We start from the raw sequence: 18,175 nt of genomic DNA on the forward strand, positions 1-18,175 counted from the left end.
TCAATGAAACTCCACACAAATTACCTGTATAAATAGTAGACGCTCTAGGTTTCCAGCGCATTTTTCATCGCAATTCGGCGCTAAAACCTACAAATTACTTACGAATTTTGGTATAAAACGCGCTTCAAATTTTCATCCCTGCTGAGATGCAGTGAACTGGAGACATATTCAATGAGACTTGCTCATAAGCGTAAAGTGCAAATGAAGTTGCAAAAGCGCATTAAAGCGACAGTAGCAAACATTGCTGCAGTACAAAAAGCAGCGAAGCCTGTTGCTGAGAAAGCAGCACCTTCTGTTACTGAGAAAGCTGTTGCCGAGAAAGTAGTAGCTGAGAAGAAAGTAGCTGTAGCGAAAACAGTAGAAGTTGCGCTAACTCCAAAACAGCAACAAGTGCTAGATATCGTTGTCGCAAATGCGGACGGCATTAACCCTAAAGGCATCGGCCTTGCTGCAGGTCAAGAAGACACTAAAGCGGCATCATGGGCAACTGGCGCTCTGAAGAAGCTTCTTGAAGAAAACCTGGTTCAAAAAGAGCAATTGGCAGGTAACAAAGTTATCTACAAAGCGATTTAGTTTTTAAATCCTCGATCTTATTAAGATACCGCTCTCCAATACCTCGACTATTGTCGGGGTATTTTTTTCTTTTTTTTCCAAGCGCTCTAAAGTCTCGTCAACTCCATGTTTTAGCTCCTTCTTCAGTGAGTCTAGCGACGTCTAAATGGCAATTGTCACAATTCTTTAAATAGTTTGTAAATTTTTTGGAAAGATACTACTTACGTGGTTTTTTACTTTCGTGAGTTTTAATATCAACTTAACTTACTGTTTTAGCGAGGCATAGGTTTTTAGTTGGTTAAACTCCTACGTATAAATACGTAATACCAATGGCTAATATGTGAGTAGTAAGCAGTAAAAATTGCGTGTTCCTGCCCATTTCAGAATCAACGTTATTGATACATCTTTAGCATCAAGTTACGCCCTGTAACTCAAATGATGCTGCGCTATTTTAAGAGTCAACTTTAGACAAGCACATTGTTCGTTACTTGGTGTAATACAAATCCTTGTGAAATGGATGATAACAATAACCTTGGTGACAAAGGACGTGAACGATGAGTTTGATCCAAAAATCTCTTAAAAGAGTGCTGAAAACGACTGCTGTGGTTGCCGCGATGGCCTTCGCTGCAACGTCTGCAAATGCTGCGGAAAAAGTATATCGCCTGAAACTGGCAGAGACGTGGGGACCTAACTTCCCTGTTTTTGGCGATACAACAAAAAATATGGCTAGAATGGCAGAAGAAATGTCAAACGGCCGTCTGCAAATTCGCATTGACTCAGCAAACAAGCACAAAGCACCTTTTGGTGTATTTGACATGGTGAAATCAGGTCAATACGACATGGGCCATTCGGCGTCTTACTATTGGAAAGGGAAAGTGCCAAACACACTTTACTTTTCTTCTATGCCTTTCGGTATGTTACCTACAGAGCAGTACGCTTGGTTCTACTATGGCGGTGGCATGGAGCTGATGGACAAAGTTTACGCTCCTCATAACCTGATGTCGTTCCCTGGTGGTAACACAGATACTCAAATGGGTGGGTGGTTTCAAAAAGAAATCAAAACACTGGATGATCTTCAAGGTCTGAAAATGCGCATCCCTGGATTTGCGGGAGAAATCTTAGCTGAACTGGGCGCTAAACCAACCAATATCGCACCGGGTGAACTGTACACGTCTCTTGAGCGTCGCACTATTGATGCACTTGAGTGGGTTGGTCCTTCGTTAGACCTTCGCATGGGCTTCCACAAAATTGCGCCTTACTACTACACTGGTTGGCATGAGCCAGCGACAGAGCTGCAGTTCCTAGTCAACAAGCGTACTTGGGAAAAACTACCTGATGACCTGAAAGCGATCTTAAAAGTGGCGATGAAAACGGCTGCTTACGATATGTACACGCAGTCTAAACACGAAAGTGGTAAAAACTGGGCGACGATCAAGTCAGAGTACCCGAACGTAGAAGTGAAGGACTTCCCGCCAGAAGTCATGGCAGCAATGAAAGAAGCGAATGATCGCCTGCTGAAGAAACACGCGGAAGAAGATGCTTTAGCGAAAGAGATTCAAGAGTCTCAAGCTGCCTACATGGAGCAAGTTCGTCAATGGACTGATATCTCACAACGAGCGTATCTAAACAGTCAAGCTGACTAATACGTCAGTATGCTGCCCAAGCTAATTGGTTTGGGCAGCGAGTGAAGCCCAAGAAAAATACCTATTAAAGATCATAATAAATGCTCCGCCACTTAGCGGAGCTCAACCATACGTTCCACGGAGTCCGGAATGAGAAGCCTTATTTATATTGAGCGGATGTTTAACCGTTTCAGTGATTTTTTGGGGTGGTTGTCCAGCATCCTCTTCATCTTACTGCTACTAAATGTAGTCTACGACGTTGTCATGCGCTATGTGTTCAACGATGTCTCTATCGCATTTCAGGAAATGGAATGGCACCTGTTTGCTTCAGTATTTTTGCTGGGTGTTCCCTACGCCATCAAAGCTGGTGGTCACGTTCGAGTTGATATTTTCTACGAGCGTTTATCTTATAAAGCGCAATCCATTATTGACATGATAGGCACACTGTTTTTCCTGCTTCCTTTTTGCTTGTTGGTCGCCTGGTTTGGTATCGACTTTGCCAAAGAAAGTTATGCGCTCGGGGAAACATCTGGAGACCCAGGTGGTTTGCCTTACCGTTGGATCATTAAGGCAATGATCCCGTTATCATTCTTTTTTATGGCAGTGAGTGGTGTTGGCTTGCTACTGCACTCTATCAATAAAATTGTTAATCCTCATCTTATCTATGCCGGCAATAACGGTAAGTCGTAAAAGGAAGTTATTATGATCGGTATAGTCATGTTTTTTGTAGCCTTATTTGCGCTACTTTTGGGTTTTCCTGTTGCTTTTACATTTGGCGGCATTGCACTGATCTTTGGTGTTTGGGCAGAAGGCGTTGAAATGTTTGCCTTTATGCCATACCGCATTCAATCGATTATGCAAAATACGGTGCTTATGGCCGTGCCGTTGTTTGTGTTCATGGGGCTGGTTTTACAGAAAACAAAGCTCGCAGAGCAACTACTTGAATCAATGGGTCGCCTTTTCGGTGGCGTTCGTGGTGGTATCGCGATTTCTACCGTATTAGTCGGCGCACTGCTTGCGGCATCTACCGGTGTTGTTGGCGCTTCTGTTGTGGCAATGGGTCTTATCTCTCTGCCTGTGATGCTCAAGTACAATTATGATAAAGGTCTTGCCTGTGGCACCATCTGTGCGTCCGGTACGCTAGGGCAGATCATTCCTCCTTCCATCGTTCTGATTCTTTTAGGGGACGTATTAGGTGTGCCTGTCGGTGACCTATTCCAAGCAGCCATATGGCCGGGTATCACTTTGGTTGCTGCATACGTAATATACATCCTTATCTACGCAAAAATGAATCCAGACGCGGCTCAGCCAATTGAGCGTGATGAATCGGTCAGCCGCAAAGAAGAAGTTATCAGCGCGCTCAAAGCGGTTCTACCGCCTCTGGCCCTGATCATTGTCGTATTAGGCTCTATTTTCGCAGGTATTGCCACACCAACAGAGTCAGCGGCCTTGGGTGGTGCCGGCGCAATTGTACTTGCTGTGCTGTACAAACAGTTTAGCTGGTCGATGGTTTATGATGCTTCAAAAGAGACGGTAAAAGTGACGGCGATGGTATTTGCCATATTGCTTGGCGCGACCGCATTCTCTATGGCCTTTACTTACACTGGTGGGGATTACTTAGTCGAAGAGTGGATGCTGAGTATTCCGGGTGAAAAATGGGGCTTCCTGATCATAACTATGCTGGTTATTTTGATTCTGGGCTTCTTTATCGATTTCGTTGAAATCTGTTTCATCATCGTTCCTATCCTTGCGCCAGTCGCTGAGCTGCTAGGTATCAATATGACGTGGTTTGCGATTCTGGTTGCGATGAACTTACAAACCTCTTTCCTAACGCCACCATTTGGTTTTAGTTTGTTCTACTTGAAAGGGGTAGCACCAGCAGGGGTAACAACGCGTGATATTTATAAGGGTGTCATGCCGTTTATCGCAATTCAGGTAGTCGTGCTAGCGTCAATCCTGTTCTTCCCTGGCTTTTACGGAATGGGCTAAAAGGAGATTTTGTGACCTGAGAGTTTCCACCTTTTGAAACAAGTTGTTAAGCTGCTTATTCGGTGACGCTTAGAGCAGCGTTTCATGGAGGGAAGGGATGCCTCTCAAAGCTAAGTTAATTCTGCTGGCACTGATACCTGTGGTATTGGTGTCAGCCAGTATCAGTTGGATTTCTATCTATCAGGCTAAGACTCTCGGTCAGAGAGAGGTAGAGTTATTCCAGCAAAACCTCATTCAGTCCAAAGAGGCAGCGTTAAAGGACACTGTTGACGTCGCTTTCGACTCCATCATTCATATCTATAACGACAGCACGATTGAAGAAGGCGTTGCTAAAGCGCGTGTAAAAGCGATTCTAAACCGCTTAACCTATGGCTCTGATGGGTATTTCTTCGCTTACGACAAATATGGTACCAACCTTGTCCATCCTGCCCAACCAGGTTTAGTTGGGGAGAACCTGCTTGGTTTGCAAGATGAAAATGGCGATCGACTTATAGAGGCACTGTTGTATCAAGCGCAAACTGGAGGAGGATTTCACCAGTATTTATGGCAAAAGCCTTCGACAGGTGAGGTCGTTCCTAAGCTCAGTTATGCTGGTTGGTTAGATAAGTGGGAATGGATGGTCGGCACTGGTTTGTACATTGAAGATGTCAGTCAGGAAGTCGCTAGCATGCGCGCAGCAGTGAATAAAAATATCGAAACCACCTTCTTTTCGGTGGTTGTTATTCTGGTCGTCACCGTTGCAGTGATTATTGTCTTAACCCTTGCGATTAATTTGCACGAACATCGCTTGGCAGATAAGCACTTGAAAGAACTCGCATATAAAACCGTTATGTTTCAGGAGGATGAGAAAAAACATTTGGCGCGAGAGTTACATGATGGCATTAATCAGTTATTGGTCTCTAGCAAATGCCATTTAGATCTGATGAGCCATCGCCTGGAAGATGAAAAACTTAAGCAACACTTAGGTAAGTCTTTACGGTCTCTGGTCACGGCGATCAATGAAGTTCGACATATTTCTCACCAGTTGAGGCCCAGTGCGTTGGACGATATTGGCCTAGAAGCCGCGCTCACTACCTTACTACAGGACTTTCACTCTCACTCTGGGATTGATATCGATAGTCACTTTGATACCCAGCAGCAGAAACTGACCTCAGAAGTCGCTACTACCTTGTATCGAGTGGCTCAAGAGTCATTGAACAACATCGAAAAACACGCGAAAGCGAAAACAGTGACGGTCACTTTGCAAAAAATGGGCAATATGCTGCAATTACTTATACGTGACGATGGCGTCGGCTTTGTTGTCAACCAAGCTATTCATCGCCAAGGGATAGGGCTGCGAAACATGCAGGAGCGTGTGGAGTTTATTGGAGGAGAGTTTGAACTGATGAGCGAGCTTGGTTTAGGGACCGAAATTACCGTGTTGTTAAATTTGGACGAAGACGTTTATGGATAAGCCGATTAGTGTGTTGATCGTTGATGATCATCAGGTGGTATTGGATGGTTTTATGGCGCGACTGGAGCTAGAACCAGATATTGACGTCATTGGTACGGCCAGCAATGGCTTAGAAGCAATAGAAGTAGCCAAACATCTTCATCCGGATGTGATTCTAATGGATATCAGTATGCCAATTATGAACGGTATTGAGGCGACGGGCATCATCAAAGAGGAACTGCCTGAAAGCAGAATCCTGATGCTAACCATGCATGATAATCGTGAGTACATCATGAAGGTGATGCAAGCGGGCGCGGTTGGTTACATGTTGAAAGAGATTTCTGCAGAGAAAATGGTTCAAGCAATTAAAACTGTGAACCAAGGATCAACCTATTTTTGTGAGTCAGTCACTCAGACGCTATTCACGCAAGATGTCATGCCCATCAATCAAAGAACTAATCCACTTAGCCGCAGAGAAGAGGCGGTACTGAAACTCGTAGCGCAGGGGAACAGCAGCAAAAAAATAGCCACGTTACTCAATATCAGTTATAGAACAGTCGAAACACATCGTCACAATATTAAGCATAAACTGGATCTACATTCGACTGCAGAGTTGGCCAAATATGCATTTGAGACCGGGCTTACGAAATAGAATAGTGCTCACTCCAAGCGAGCACTTTTAGATAAGGTTACTCTGCTTTTGGGAATGTACCAGTAATACTGCCAATCTCAAGCATCGGCGCAACGTCAATATCTTCTGCATTCATCATAGTCGAAATGCGCTGAACGGATGACAACAGCAGGGTTTGTTCCCACTCTTCCAATTTCTGGAAGCGATTAATGAAATGCTCTTGCAGCGGCGTTGGTGCTTGTTTTAATGTTTCAAGCCCTTTATCTGTCAGCACGGCGTGCACTTTACGCTTATCCTCAACACTACGACGGCGTTCGACCAGTTGGTTACGCTCTAATCGATCGAGAATGGTTGTCGCTGTTGCTTGACTCATATTGGTATGGCTAGATAATTGTTTGATAGTGACATTGTCTAGCTCGTTGATAGCACGCATTAAAATCAGCTGAGGTGCAGTCAGACCAGACTCTTTACTCAGCTTTTTAGAGTGTAAATCAATAGCGCGGATGATCTGACGAATCGAGACCAATACTTCTTCGTACTTTTCCAATTTTTTCATCCAGTCTGTATGAACATTTAACGTGGCGACACTAACTCAAATACTCTGTTATTTAAAGAGCTGCGTAAAAAAATTCGCTTGATACTTTGTCTAGATGTACTTAGTTGTTCCAATTTCTATTTATAGCTTGTTGCAGAGAGTCAGTACGCTTTAAAATTATTATAGCAATAATTGTTTGTGGTCTAATTATTGCTGCAGCATGTTGCATGCTTTTTGTAAGAAATTTCTTATTGAAATGTAATAAATTGGGATTTTCATTGGAAAATCTAGACAAAAATACCTCAAATGTTAGGATCTTAGCCCTTCACGGGATTTAAAACGTATCGTGTTCGAACGATTTTTTGTTTGGTGCGTAAAGATTAGAAGAATTAGAGAGGAACGATGACAAAAGGTATAGATAAGTACAGTATCGATAGTACCGACTATACGGTAGGTCAGGATAACGTTCAAAAATGGGGGTTTGATGTACATAACCCTGTTTTTGGGATCAGCGCAGGTTTAATTGCACTGTTTCTTGTCGCTGCATTGGTTCTGGATGCACATACTGCTAAGACAGTACTTGATGGGATCAAATGGCAGATCATAGGCTCATTTGATTGGCTGTTTATTATTTCAGGTAACATTTTCGTTATCTTCTGTCTGGCGTTGATTGTATCTCCGCTAGGTAAAATCCGTTTAGGTGGGAAAGACGCCGTTTCTGATTACTCATTTTTATCCTGGCTTGCCATGTTGTTTGCTGCGGGTATGGGTATCGGTCTTATGTTTTGGAGTGTGGCAGAACCCGTTGCTTACTTCACTGGGTGGTATGAAACGCCATTAGGTGTGGAAGCGAATACGCCTGAAGCAGCGAGATTAGCACTCGGTGCAACCATGTTCCACTGGGGTCTGCACCCGTGGGCGATTTATGGTGTTGTGGCACTTTCCTTAGCATTCTTTGCATACAACAAAGGACTTCCACTGTCGATGCGCTCGATCTTTTACCCATTGCTGGGTGACCGTGCGTGGGGCTGGGCTGGTCATATTGTTGATATTTTAGCGGTACTTGCAACCCTGTTTGGTCTGGCGACATCTCTGGGCTTGGGTGCACAACAAGCAGCAAGTGGTATCCACCATGTGTTTGGTATCGAGGCAGGTATTGGGCTGCAAGTGGTTGTGATTACAGTGGTTACCTTACTTGCTGTGGTATCAGTTGTTCGCGGTATCGATGGCGGTGTAAAAGTCATCAGTAACATCAACATGCTTGTCGCTTTCTTACTGCTGATTTTGGTTGGTTTGATTGGCTGGGCAGCAAGTCTGGGTTCAATCCCTACGACATTGATGGCATACGTAGAAAACATCATTCCACTAAGCAACCCGTTTGATCGTACCGATGAAGCATGGTTCCAAGGCTGGACTGTATTCTACTGGGCTTGGTGGATTTCGTGGTCACCATTCGTGGGTATGTTTATCGCACGTGTTTCTCGCGGCCGTACAGTCCGTGAGTTTATTACCGCGGTTCTACTTGTACCAACTGCAGTCACGGTTATTTGGATGTCTGTATTTGGTGGTCTAGCTATCGAGCAGGTTGTTGATAAAGTGGGTGACCTAGGTGCGAATGGTCTGACTGACGTATCGCTGGCTATGTTCCAAATGTTTGATTCATTGCCATTTGGTAATATCTTGTCGTTCATTGCTATCGTTCTGGTTTTGGTGTTCTTTATTACGTCTTCAGACTCTGGTTCGCTGGTTATCGACAGTATTACTGCGGGTGGTAAAGTGGATGCTCCTGTACCACAACGTATTTTCTGGGCGTTGATGGAAGGTGCTATTGCTGTTGCGTTGCTTTGGATCGGTGGTTCTGAAGCTGTACAAGCGCTCCAAGCGGGTGCTATTTCAACGGCATTACCATTTACGATCATCTTGCTTGCGATGTGCGTGAGCTTATTGATGGGTATGAGAACCGAGCGTCAATAAACGCGAACCAATAATACATGTATAAAAAGCCAGCTCAGCTGGCTTTTTTTGTGCTATTTTTCTGACGATAGACAAAAGAATGACACTGTTAAAGTATATATCTTACAATGAGTTAGCTTTGTATCTGATTGTTTGAAACTTGGTGATTAGTGCCAAAAAAGTGTGTAATATTCATGCTCCTAGGTTGTCCTCCCAAATCAAATAAAAATTATGAAACTTACACTTAAACAAAAACTTATCGGCGCGAGTCTTTCGGCTGTTGTCATCATGGCAGCTGCACTGACTTGGTTGTCGGCTGGTCAATTGTTTGACCAGACTTCTGCAGGTGTTTATTCAAGAGCACAAAGCCTGAGTGCTGTAGCATCAGAAGGTATTTCAGACTGGGTTACGATCCGTAAAGAAATTGCTACTGCATTTAACGATTACTCGGGTGAACAAGATGTGGTTCCGTTTCTGCAGCAAGCACGTAAAGCAGGTGGCTTTGATGATATCTTCCTTGGTACACCACGTGGAGATATGTACCGTTCTCACCCCGAGCGTAACCGCGCGGATTATGATCCACGAACTCGTCCTTGGTACCAAGATGCAAATGCCGCTGGCAAGCAAATCATCACTGGAGCTTATCAGGATGCCATTACCAATGCTCTGTTAGTGACCATCGCTGAGCCAGTGATGAAAAATGGCCAGTTTATTGGTGTCGTGGGTGCTGATGTGCTTATCGATCAGTTAATCAGTGATGTTATCAATATAGACGCGGGTGAAAATTCTCAAGCTATGTTGATTGATATGAATGAAGGAACGTTTCTCGCACACCCTGATAAAAGCTTAACGCTTAAGCCAATCACCAGTTTATCAAAAGATTTTTCTCGACAGGCTATCGAGCGTGCTGCTGAAGAAGGTAAAATCGAAAATACCTCGGTCAAAGGTGTAGAGAAACTTTACTACTTCAACAAGGTGCCAGGCACACATTGGATGTTCGCCATCGAGATGGATAAAGCAACCGAAGAAGCGGGTAATGCGCTTTTACTTCGCGATTTGCTGATCACGGCGGTCATGATTACCATCGCTGTGATTGTGGCGGTATCTTGGTTAGTGGGCTTCTTGTTCCGTGATCTAAACAGAGTATCTCATGCACTGGAAGAGATTGCTTCTGGTGAAGGTGACTTGACTCAGCGTTTGGAGCCTCGCAGTGACGACGAAGTGGGTAAACTGGCAGAAAACTTTAACCGTTTTGTTGGCAACATGCATACCATGGTAACAACATTAAGCCATGTTTCATCATCATTGTCTGAACAAGCGCGCACCACGGCTCAGCAAGCGGAAGAGCGAAGTCAGCGTATTTCTTATCAGCAAGATGAAATCAACATGGTGGCGACGGCGGTTAACGAAATGGCGGCGGCTACACAAGAAATTGCGGGTAATGCGGATAGTACGGCGAATAATTCGGAAGAAGCCGTGCAGGCTTGTGCGCATGGTTCTAGCCAAGTAGTGCAGACACAAAATTCTATCCAGAACCTAGCACAAGAAGTGCAGGTTGCAACTGAGGTCATTCAGGATCTGGAAGCGCATGGCAATAGTATCAATACGATTCTTTCAACAATTCAAGATATCGCCGAACAAACCAACTTGCTGGCACTTAATGCGGCGATTGAAGCGGCGCGGGCAGGAGAGCAGGGACGTGGTTTTGCCGTGGTTGCCGATGAAGTTCGTGTATTGAGCCAGCGTACACACGCTTCAACAAAAGAGATTCAAGAAACCATCGAAATGTTACAGGGTACGACGAAGAAAGCGGTTGGCATTATGGGTGACAGCCGAGCTCTGGCTGATACTAGCGTTGATGATGCGAACTCTGCTGCGGCGAGTCTGACTCAAATTCATAGCGCGGTTGAGCAAATCAACGACATGGCAACACAGATCGCTTCTGCTGCTGAAGAACAAGCGTCGGTAACGACAGAAATTACGCGTAACACTGAAGGCATTCGTGACGTCTCTAATGAGCTTTCCGCGGAAGCCCATCAAGCAGCGGAACAGGCCGCTTACTTGTCTGAGCTATCTCATGAGCTTGAGCAAGAAATAAAACGCTTTAAGCTTTGATTCTATTAGCTTTTAGTATGCAATAATTAAAAAGGAGCCATTTGAGCTCCTTTTTGTTTTACTGTTGTAGCGTTAAAGCCAGAACTCGCTTATCGTTTGACTATCATCGTAATAATGCGCGATTTGTGCCTGAAGCAGCTCAGCCGTCGCTATCGCATCAGTCAACGCATGATGAGGAGTATAGTCCGGTAAACCATAGCGGCGTCGGGATTGAGCTAATCGCAACGACTCTGGTTTTTTACCTTTTATCTTTTCCAACAGATTTCCCGGACGCTTTTTCTGAATATCTTCTTCTATTTGAAAAGTATCCAACACAGGGAATTCTATGCCTTCACCAATACGATCTCGCAGTGCTTTATCGAGAAACTCCCGCTCTATGCGACGGTAATGCACCACCACGATCTTACCGCTTAAACAGGGTAAAAGCTCATTGAGAATATCCCCTAAATCGGGCGCATCAATAAGCTCGCTATGGGTTATGCCGTGTATGATGACAGAGTCTTCATCCAGCTTTTGCTTTGGTCTTACTTTCCAGTGGTGCGCCTTTCGCAAAAAAATACGATTCAAGTTGAAAGGGACCAAGCCAATAGTAATGATATCGTTCTTATCAGGATCCAAGCCGGTGGTTTCGAGATCCAATGCAACGAACTCCACTTCTGAAAGCGGCGTGTCTGGAGCAGGTAATTCAGTACCGTAGAAGGCAATCAAATTTTCATCCTTTGCCATCTCAACTTTTTGTTTAAACTTGGTGTGCCATTGGATAGTCGGCTTTTGAAAGAGCTTTTTTAACATGTTAAGCCTCACTTAAAGCTCTTGTTTGCTTGATAGCGAAACTTAAGGAAGTTTTGGCCATTACTCAGAATTTGGAAAGCATCCTTAAGGTTTCGACGCTCAAAGTCCGACAGATTTTCTGGTTCAATATTGTTGTCAGGCTCAATGCCCATTTCAACATCGTACGCTTGGTGGCGAATTCGCACCATGGAGATGAACTCCAGCGCATCTTTTAAATCCTGAGCGCGACCTTTTGGCAAAATACCGGCGTCAATAATGTCATCAAGACGTTCGAATGAGTTCTGTGTACGGGAACCAACAGCCAGTGCGTGTACCCTGATCAAGTCGACCAGAGGAGCGGTGCCGCGACGTTTGAGGTTGATGGAGTTTTTATGCTGCCCATCCTTTTCCACCACAAAGCTCTTAAAGAAGCCGAGTGGAGGCGTTCGATTTAACGCGTTACGTGCAAGACAAGCCAAGAAGCGATTGTTTTTACGTGCACGACGAACGATAAAGCTCGTTAGCTGTTCTGCCCATTTTAGGCGCCCATAGACACCGTCTAAATCAAAGAAGATGGAAGCGTTGAGCAGTGCCTTCGGGTTTGGATCGTCAATCCAGTCAGCGAAACACTCTTCCCATTGTGAACGTGTCATTCTCCACATTGGGTTGGTTGCCATGATGTCGCCAGTACAATATTTGTAGCCACACGCATCTAAGCCATCACTGACAAACTGCGCCAGCTCTTCAAAATATTTACCATGTTTGTTCTCTTGATAACTTTCGTCGAGAATGATTGCATTGTCTTGATCGGTAACCAGAAGTTGCTCATCACGTCCCATGGAGCCGAGTGCAAGGAAACAGTAAGGAATTGGCGGTGGACCTAATTTTTCTTCGGCCATTTCCAGTAAACGTTGTTTGAAGCTTCGACCAATGACTGACATGGCACTTCCCACCATGTGAGAATTCGCATCTTCGTTCACCAAGCGCACAAAACTGCTTTTGACTTCTTCCGCAACGGTGGCTAAGTCTTCAATCGTATGCTGGTGGAAGATACTGCTGACGAGAAGCAAAGAGTTCTGCGACTCATAACGGACAATGTCTGTTGTTTCGATGATACCGATCGGCTGTTGATCTTTAACCACGGGAAGGTGATGTACGTTATAACGCAGCATTTTTAACATGGCTTCATAAATGTAAGCGTTATGATCGAGTGAGATAACTTCCGTTGTCATGACCGTCGCAACATCTTCTTGTGGAGATAAGCCCTCGGCCAAAACTCGTGCGCACAAGTCACGATCGGTAACGATGCCTAATACTGGCGATTGAGGATCGTCTTCATCACTCACAAAATCTGGGTCAACGATAAGCAGAGATGAGATGTTATCATCCGCCATAATTTTCGCCGCCTGTTGGATGGACTGGCCGCGTTCAATCGTTGGTGCGTCACGTGTTAGCAATGTCTTCACTTTGGAGGTAGTAAGATCATTGGCGTCTTTATTTTCTGAAATCGCCATGCGCAGTCGCGCGCTGTTTTCTACCTCGACGAAATCAGCAAATGAGTCATAGTTATCGTACATTTCCTGGAAGACATCGCCGGGAATACAGTAGATCAAAGCGTCATCGATAGCTTTTACGGGAAAGCGTACTTTGTTATTAGTAAGCAGCCCCATCTGTCCAAAGAGATCGCCTTCATCAAGTCGGCTGTAAAGCTCTCCTTTACGTCGGTAAACTTCAACTACGCCACTTCTTACCACGAAAAGCTCTTGAACTTCGTCTCCAAAGTGGATTATTGGCGTGTCTTCTCGGTAATACGAAATTTCGACACTCTCTGTGACTTTGCTCAGTGCTTCTTCTGGGAGCTCGTTGAAAGGAGGATACTTGGCGAGAAAGTTATATATCTCGAGAAGTTCTGCATCCATAAGGTTGCCTTTTGATTTTCAAGTAATAAAGTAATCTTAACTTAGTTTTAAAACAGAGTCTTACTCGTTCGTGGTTTTGAGCACTTAATCATAAGATTCCGACATGCAACACGACAATGACAACCTCATTCGGCTAATATCGTAGACGTCTAATGGGTATAAAAATCGGATTACAAAGCATCTATTGATTCTCATGAAAGGAAATTGAATGTTGAGAAGTTTATTATTTGTACCGCTTTGTGTTTTTCCCGCATTAAGCAGTGCTTCAGAGGCGGAACAAGCGGACAAATTTGGTTATGAGCACATTTACCTGAACGTTGGTGCAGGCACAACTAATGAAGATTGGTTAGAAAATGCGAATGTCACGACGATTGATTTGGGTGGTAACTATTTGTTTACGGATAACTGGCTGTTTCATACAGACTATTCCGCACAGTTTTTTCACCCGGATAGTTATACGCTGCGAATAGACCGTTTAACGTTTGGTGGTGGTTACCGGTATGGCATAACTCAACAATTTGATCTCTACGGTATTTATCGATTAGGGGTTATTAAAGCAAAAGCGAAAGACGATGATACGGACAAAACACTGCTCTCAGACTCGGAGTTTATCCATGCCGTCGCCGTTGGCGCTCAGTACCTTGTGGGTGAAAAACTGATTGTTAATGCTGAGTTAGAGGCGAATCGCAGCGATGTCGTTGATGAAAATAAATATAAAATTGGCTTTAACTATCAGTGGCACGATGTCATTGGTACAGGTGTTTACTACCAATACCGAGATACGGAATACTCGGGAGCAAGATCCGATTACATCAATGAGGTGGGTTTAAGCCTCAGGTTCGTTTACTAGCTATAACCGCTAAACGAATACAAGAAAGGTCAGCGAGCGCTGACCTTTGTTATTTATTTTTATCGCTCTGCCTATTAAAGTACAGCCGCAATGCCTTTACATAGTGGACCCATGTTTGACTTCGTCATACCAGCCACACTGATGCGGCCAGAGCCGACAATGTAAATAGCGAATTCTTCTTTCAGACGGTTCACTTGCTCTTTAGACAGGCCAGAGAAAGAGAACATGCCGTTTTGACGTTCGATAAAGCTAAAGTCTGCATCTACACCTTCTTCTTTCAGTGTTGCTACAAACAACTCACGCATCTCTTGGATACGATCACGCATTTCGGCTACTTCTGCTTCCCACTCTGCACGAAGATCAGCATTGTTTAGAATATGCGTAACCACTGCGCTGCCGTGAGCTGGTGGGTTAGAGTAGATAGAACGGATGATTGCTTTAACTTGAGAAAACGCAGTTGTTGCTACTTCTTCCGACTCAGCAACAAGAGTGAAGGCACCTACACGCTCGTTGTATAGACCGAAGTTTTTAGAGAACGAGCTAGCAACTAGGATTTCTTTGTTGTACTTAGCAAACGTACGTAGACCTGCTGCATCTTCCTCAACACCTTTCGCGAAACCTTGGTATGCGAAGTCGAATAGAGGAAGCAATTTCTTCTCTGCAACGAGCTTAGCCAGTGTTTCCCATTCTTCTGCAGTTGGATCGATACCAGTAGGGTTGTGGCAGCAGCCGTGTAGAAGAACGATATCGCCTTCAGATGCCGCTTGAAGATCGTTAAGCATTGCATCGAAGTCTTTGTCTTTTGTTTCTGCGTTGTAGTAGCTGTATTGAGCCGTTTCGATACCAGCCGCAGTGAACACACCATTGTGGTTTGCCCAAGTAGGGTTGCTGATCCAGATTTTCACATCGCCTAGCTGACGTTTGATGAATTCACCAGCAACACGCAGTGCGCCTGTACCACCTGGCGCTTGAGCTGTTTTTGCACGTTTGTCTGCAACCACTTCAGCGCTCTCACCGAATAGCAGTTTTTGTACCGCTAGGGCGTATTCTGCAGTCCCTTCGATGGTTAGGTAAGATTTCGTTTTCTCAGTCTCAATTAGAGCTGCTTCAGCTTTCTTTACCGTAGCAAGAACAGGGGTTTCACCTTGTTCGTTTTTATAAATACCTACGCCAAGGTTGATTTTTTCTGCGCGAGTATCTTTTTTAAATTCTTCAGTAAGACCAAGAATAGGGTCGGCCGGAGCGGCTACTACTTTTTCAAACATAATCTTCATCCATGTTAATCGAAGGGTGTGCCCGTATTTATACCTTTCAGCATTACTTGTTACAACACCTTCTGGTAAGAAAACCTAAAAAAGATGCTATTAGAAATCGAATTCAAAGATAAACCAGACTTTTGGCATGCTAACAGTGCTAAGAAGGGGAGTTACAAGCAAGCTTTATCGAGAATTGATGCTGTTTTGTACATTGAATGCAATCGTTTACTTCGAAAGTGTCTATGTGCCAAATTGTTATGGAAAAGTTGCATATTTCTGCTTAAATGATGGCATAGAAAGCCTAGGTAAACTCTTTACAAAACAAGAACGCAAAACTAACACCAGAGAATCAGATAGAGATGTTTTTGGGTTCAATGTCTTGTTCTTCTTTTTTAGTGGCTTCTGTAAGGTTATTGTCGGGTTTGACTGGATTGGGCTAGAAACCCGATTAGACGTTGTTTTTTCTATGTCAGGATATCTCTATTTGATTCAAAATGACGTCAACTAGAGGTCATTGGGTGGAATATTGGCAAACTTAACAGAGCATAGCCGATTAACGAAAACACTCTTGTCGTAGTGACTTGGAGGTGTGCATCATCAATGACTCAATATAACCAAGATATTTAAGATAGCACTGATAACCAGTGAGCCGACCTACTAGTCGGCCCATGATGATGCACCGAATTTTACCGATGTGTGCGTCTTCTAGTCGTCTTGTTTTTCTTCTTTGCTAGCGTTTTCCTCGTTGAGGTGTTTCAAAATCGCTTCTTTAGCATGTTCTTTCGTTGCTGTTTCACCTGGTGGCACAACAAGATCCGCCATTTTGTGTACACCCATTGCATCTTCAGCAATATGTAACCAGTCTGGGTGCCAATAATAAGGATCGGTCGCACCAGGGTGGTCCCAGCTATGGACACCTTTATGCGCTCCTCGGTATGAGAGATCATCCATGGTAAACACTTTCATCACTTCCTCCTGAAAAACATCATTTCTTTGAAAGTATGGAACATAATTCTCCACTTCGGATCGAGAATTCGTATTACCACATTTGACTAATAACCTTGCAATAACACGAGGTGTACTATCAGAATATCGGCGCGAAGTATGCTATGGTGCGCTCGAAGTCATAGTGAGATACCGATGAATCGATACCGTCAATTAGCCGAGTTGTTTAAAACTCAGATCCAGCAGAATACCTGGAGGGCAGGGGAAAGGCTGCCATCCGTGCGTGTGACCAGCCGCAATCATTCCGTCAGTGCGGGTACGGTATTGCAGGCATATCAGTTGTTGGAAGCGCAGGGCTGGGTCAATGCTAAGCCTCAATCTGGCTATTACGTCACGGCTGAATTAGAGCGTTTTGAGGCAAGTAATGAAGTCGTGCCTGCTTATCGCTCTAGTTTCAATGATGAGCTGTACGATTATCTTAAACATCAAGGATTGTCTGACGCTTTGCGTTTGGGCTCGGCTTTTCCCGACGCCACGTTATTTCCTTTCGAAGCCTTAAACCGCAACCTTGCCAGCTCTGGCCGTAAAATGGGACCAGAAAGCTTGCTTGATAACATGCCTCCGGGGAGTGAGTCATTACGTCGATTGATAGCACAACGTTATATACAGCAAGGTATATCGACTACGCACGAAGATATTGTGATCACCTCTGGCGCGCTTGAGGCGTTGAATCTGAGCTTGCAAGCGGTTACACAGCCCGGAGATACGGTTGTTGTGGAGTCACCGGCTTTTTATGGTGCGCTTCAAGCGATAGAACGTCTTGGGCTGAAGGTAATCGAGGTTTCTGTAGACAGCCGTAAGGGGCACGATCTTGAACAGCTTGAAGCAATATTTGCTAAACATGCTGTTCGCGCTTGTTGGCTGATGGTTAATTTTCACAACCCGACGGGTGCATTGCTGTCAGATGACCAAAAGGAACGTATTGTCCGAATGGCGGAACAACACGATGTCTACTTAATTGAAGATGATGTGTACTCTGAGCTTTATTTCACGGCGAGCAAACCGACGTCTCTTAAAACTTTTGACACTCAAGGGCGAGTGCTTCACTGCTCCTCACTCTCTAAGAGTCTCTGTCCGGGGTATCGGCTGGGATGGGTTGTGAACCATCGCTTTAACGAACCGATTCAAAAGCTACAACTTATCTCTACTTTGTCGGGGAGTGCACCGATTCAGCAAGGTATCGCACATTATCTGCAAAATGACAGCTACGACAATCACTTGAGAAAGCTGCGAAAAATCATGCAACAGCGCCAAAGTTTGTTCATTGAACTTATACAGCGTTACTTGCCCCAGGACGTGACCTATAACGTACCTGAAGGTGGTTACTTTGTATGGGTTAAGTTGCCAAACGGGACGGACAGCAAGTCGATTTATCAAGCTTTGTTGCAACAACAGATAACCGTGGCATATGGAAATCTGTTTGCAAGCGATACCAAGTTTAAAAACTACCTGCGACTTAATACTTCCATGCCTGTTGATGAAGCGTTAGAAAATGCCATCGAGAAAATAGGCGAGTTACTGACAACTGTTTAGGCATTTATGGCA

The 18,175-nt window shown here is 44.4% G+C and carries 15 protein-coding genes; 10 read left to right on the forward strand and 5 right to left on the reverse strand.

Going from position 1 to position 18,175, the window contains the following annotated elements:
* Positions 1 to 171 precede the first annotated feature (171 nt).
* The 6 genes from OO774_RS05895 (at position 172) to OO774_RS05920 (ending at position 6,247) form a co-directional block, all read left to right on the forward strand.
* Entirely contained in the window at positions 172 to 573 is a 402-nt protein-coding gene (locus OO774_RS05895; protein ID WP_014232370.1) for a hypothetical protein, read from the forward strand.
* A gap of 533 nt (positions 574 to 1,106) precedes the next feature.
* The gene (locus tag OO774_RS05900; protein WP_264905493.1) at positions 1,107 to 2,195 is read left to right on the forward strand and encodes a TRAP transporter substrate-binding protein; all 1,089 of its coding nucleotides are present in this window, start codon (positions 1,107 to 1,109) and stop codon (positions 2,193 to 2,195) included.
* 129 nt (positions 2,196 to 2,324) lie between these two features.
* Positions 2,325 to 2,864 carry a TRAP transporter small permease subunit gene (locus tag OO774_RS05905; protein ID WP_264905494.1) on the forward strand — a complete coding sequence of 180 codons (540 nt, stop codon included), beginning with the start codon at positions 2,325 to 2,327 and terminating at the stop codon, positions 2,862 to 2,864.
* Between the two features lie 12 nt (positions 2,865 to 2,876).
* Positions 2,877 to 4,163: a TRAP transporter large permease subunit gene (locus OO774_RS05910; protein WP_264905495.1), complete on the forward strand. Its 1,287-nt coding sequence runs from the start codon at positions 2,877 to 2,879 to the stop codon at positions 4,161 to 4,163.
* Between the two features lie 97 nt (positions 4,164 to 4,260).
* Entirely contained in the window at positions 4,261 to 5,616 is a 1,356-nt protein-coding gene (locus OO774_RS05915) for a cache domain-containing protein (protein WP_264905497.1), read from the forward strand.
* Positions 5,609 to 6,247 carry a response regulator transcription factor gene (locus tag OO774_RS05920; protein WP_264905498.1) on the forward strand — a complete coding sequence of 213 codons (639 nt, stop codon included), beginning with the start codon at positions 5,609 to 5,611 and terminating at the stop codon, positions 6,245 to 6,247. Before OO774_RS05915 ends, OO774_RS05920 begins: the two co-directional genes overlap by 8 nt.
* A 37-nt stretch (positions 6,248 to 6,284) precedes the next feature.
* On the opposite strand, the gene cosR is transcribed toward OO774_RS05920, so the two are convergent.
* Positions 6,285 to 6,773 (reverse strand): MarR family transcriptional regulator CosR, encoded by a 489-nt coding sequence (cosR, locus tag OO774_RS05925; RefSeq protein ID WP_264906073.1) that lies wholly within the window; start codon positions 6,771 to 6,773, stop codon positions 6,285 to 6,287.
* Between the two features lie 390 nt (positions 6,774 to 7,163).
* On the opposite strand from cosR, the gene OO774_RS05930 reads away from it, so the two are divergent.
* The gene (locus OO774_RS05930) at positions 7,164 to 8,735 is read left to right on the forward strand and encodes a BCCT family transporter (RefSeq protein WP_264905500.1); all 1,572 of its coding nucleotides are present in this window, start codon (positions 7,164 to 7,166) and stop codon (positions 8,733 to 8,735) included.
* Between the two features lie 210 nt (positions 8,736 to 8,945).
* Complete coding sequence (locus OO774_RS05935; protein ID WP_264905501.1) at positions 8,946 to 10,829, forward strand: methyl-accepting chemotaxis protein; 1,884 nt, start codon at positions 8,946 to 8,948, stop codon at positions 10,827 to 10,829.
* 72 nt (positions 10,830 to 10,901) lie between these two features.
* Here OO774_RS05935 and OO774_RS05940 read toward each other — a convergent pair whose 3' ends face one another.
* Together OO774_RS05940 and OO774_RS05945 are read right to left on the reverse strand one after the other, a co-directional pair.
* The gene (locus tag OO774_RS05940; RefSeq protein WP_264905503.1) at positions 10,902 to 11,621 is read right to left on the reverse strand and encodes a 3'-5' exonuclease; all 720 of its coding nucleotides are present in this window, start codon (positions 11,619 to 11,621) and stop codon (positions 10,902 to 10,904) included.
* Between the two features lie 8 nt (positions 11,622 to 11,629).
* The gene (locus OO774_RS05945) at positions 11,630 to 13,519 is read right to left on the reverse strand and encodes a DUF294 nucleotidyltransferase-like domain-containing protein (RefSeq protein WP_264905505.1); all 1,890 of its coding nucleotides are present in this window, start codon (positions 13,517 to 13,519) and stop codon (positions 11,630 to 11,632) included.
* A 208-nt stretch (positions 13,520 to 13,727) separates the two neighbouring features.
* Here OO774_RS05945 and OO774_RS05950 point away from each other — a divergent pair, with 208 nt between their 5' ends.
* The gene (locus OO774_RS05950; protein WP_264905507.1) at positions 13,728 to 14,369 is read left to right on the forward strand and encodes a porin family protein; all 642 of its coding nucleotides are present in this window, start codon (positions 13,728 to 13,730) and stop codon (positions 14,367 to 14,369) included.
* Between the two features lie 74 nt (positions 14,370 to 14,443).
* On the opposite strand, the gene OO774_RS05955 is transcribed toward OO774_RS05950, so the two are convergent.
* On the reverse strand, positions 14,444 to 15,634 hold the full coding sequence (locus tag OO774_RS05955) for an amino acid aminotransferase (RefSeq protein ID WP_264905509.1): 1,191 nt from the start codon (positions 15,632 to 15,634) through the stop codon (positions 14,444 to 14,446).
* 696 nt (positions 15,635 to 16,330) lie between these two features.
* Positions 16,331 to 16,591 carry a hypothetical protein gene (locus tag OO774_RS05960; RefSeq protein WP_264905511.1) on the reverse strand — a complete coding sequence of 87 codons (261 nt, stop codon included), beginning with the start codon at positions 16,589 to 16,591 and terminating at the stop codon, positions 16,331 to 16,333.
* Between the two features lie 174 nt (positions 16,592 to 16,765).
* On the opposite strand from OO774_RS05960, the gene OO774_RS05965 reads away from it, so the two are divergent.
* The gene (locus OO774_RS05965) at positions 16,766 to 18,163 is read left to right on the forward strand and encodes a PLP-dependent aminotransferase family protein (RefSeq protein ID WP_264905513.1); all 1,398 of its coding nucleotides are present in this window, start codon (positions 16,766 to 16,768) and stop codon (positions 18,161 to 18,163) included.
* Positions 18,164 to 18,175 lie beyond the last annotated feature (12 nt).

The sequence above is a fragment of the Vibrio sp. STUT-A11 genome, from assembly GCF_026000435.1.
GTDB lineage: Bacteria > Pseudomonadota > Gammaproteobacteria > Enterobacterales > Vibrionaceae > Vibrio.

Bases quoted from the DNA above. Each gene is read 5' to 3' on its own strand.
- OO774_RS05895 (WP_014232370.1), top strand. From the start codon at position 172: ATGAGACTTGCTCATAAGCGTAAAGTGCAAATGAAGTTGCAAAAGCGC.
- OO774_RS05900 (WP_264905493.1), top strand. From the start codon at position 1,107: ATGAGTTTGATCCAAAAATCTCTTAAAAGAGTGCTGAAAACGACTGCT.
- OO774_RS05905 (WP_264905494.1), top strand. From the start codon at position 2,325: ATGAGAAGCCTTATTTATATTGAGCGGATGTTTAACCGTTTCAGTGAT.
- OO774_RS05910 (WP_264905495.1), top strand. From the start codon at position 2,877: ATGATCGGTATAGTCATGTTTTTTGTAGCCTTATTTGCGCTACTTTTG.
- OO774_RS05915 (WP_264905497.1), top strand. From the start codon at position 4,261: ATGCCTCTCAAAGCTAAGTTAATTCTGCTGGCACTGATACCTGTGGTA.
- OO774_RS05920 (WP_264905498.1), top strand. From the start codon at position 5,609: ATGGATAAGCCGATTAGTGTGTTGATCGTTGATGATCATCAGGTGGTA.
- OO774_RS05930 (WP_264905500.1), top strand. From the start codon at position 7,164: ATGACAAAAGGTATAGATAAGTACAGTATCGATAGTACCGACTATACG.
- OO774_RS05935 (WP_264905501.1), top strand. From the start codon at position 8,946: ATGAAACTTACACTTAAACAAAAACTTATCGGCGCGAGTCTTTCGGCT.
- OO774_RS05940 (WP_264905503.1), bottom strand. From the start codon at position 11,621: ATGTTAAAAAAGCTCTTTCAAAAGCCGACTATCCAATGGCACACCAAG.
- OO774_RS05945 (WP_264905505.1), bottom strand. From the start codon at position 13,519: ATGGATGCAGAACTTCTCGAGATATATAACTTTCTCGCCAAGTATCCT.
- OO774_RS05950 (WP_264905507.1), top strand. From the start codon at position 13,728: ATGTTGAGAAGTTTATTATTTGTACCGCTTTGTGTTTTTCCCGCATTA.
- OO774_RS05955 (WP_264905509.1), bottom strand. From the start codon at position 15,634: ATGTTTGAAAAAGTAGTAGCCGCTCCGGCCGACCCTATTCTTGGTCTT.
- OO774_RS05960 (WP_264905511.1), bottom strand. From the start codon at position 16,591: ATGAAAGTGTTTACCATGGATGATCTCTCATACCGAGGAGCGCATAAA.
- OO774_RS05965 (WP_264905513.1), top strand. From the start codon at position 16,766: ATGAATCGATACCGTCAATTAGCCGAGTTGTTTAAAACTCAGATCCAG.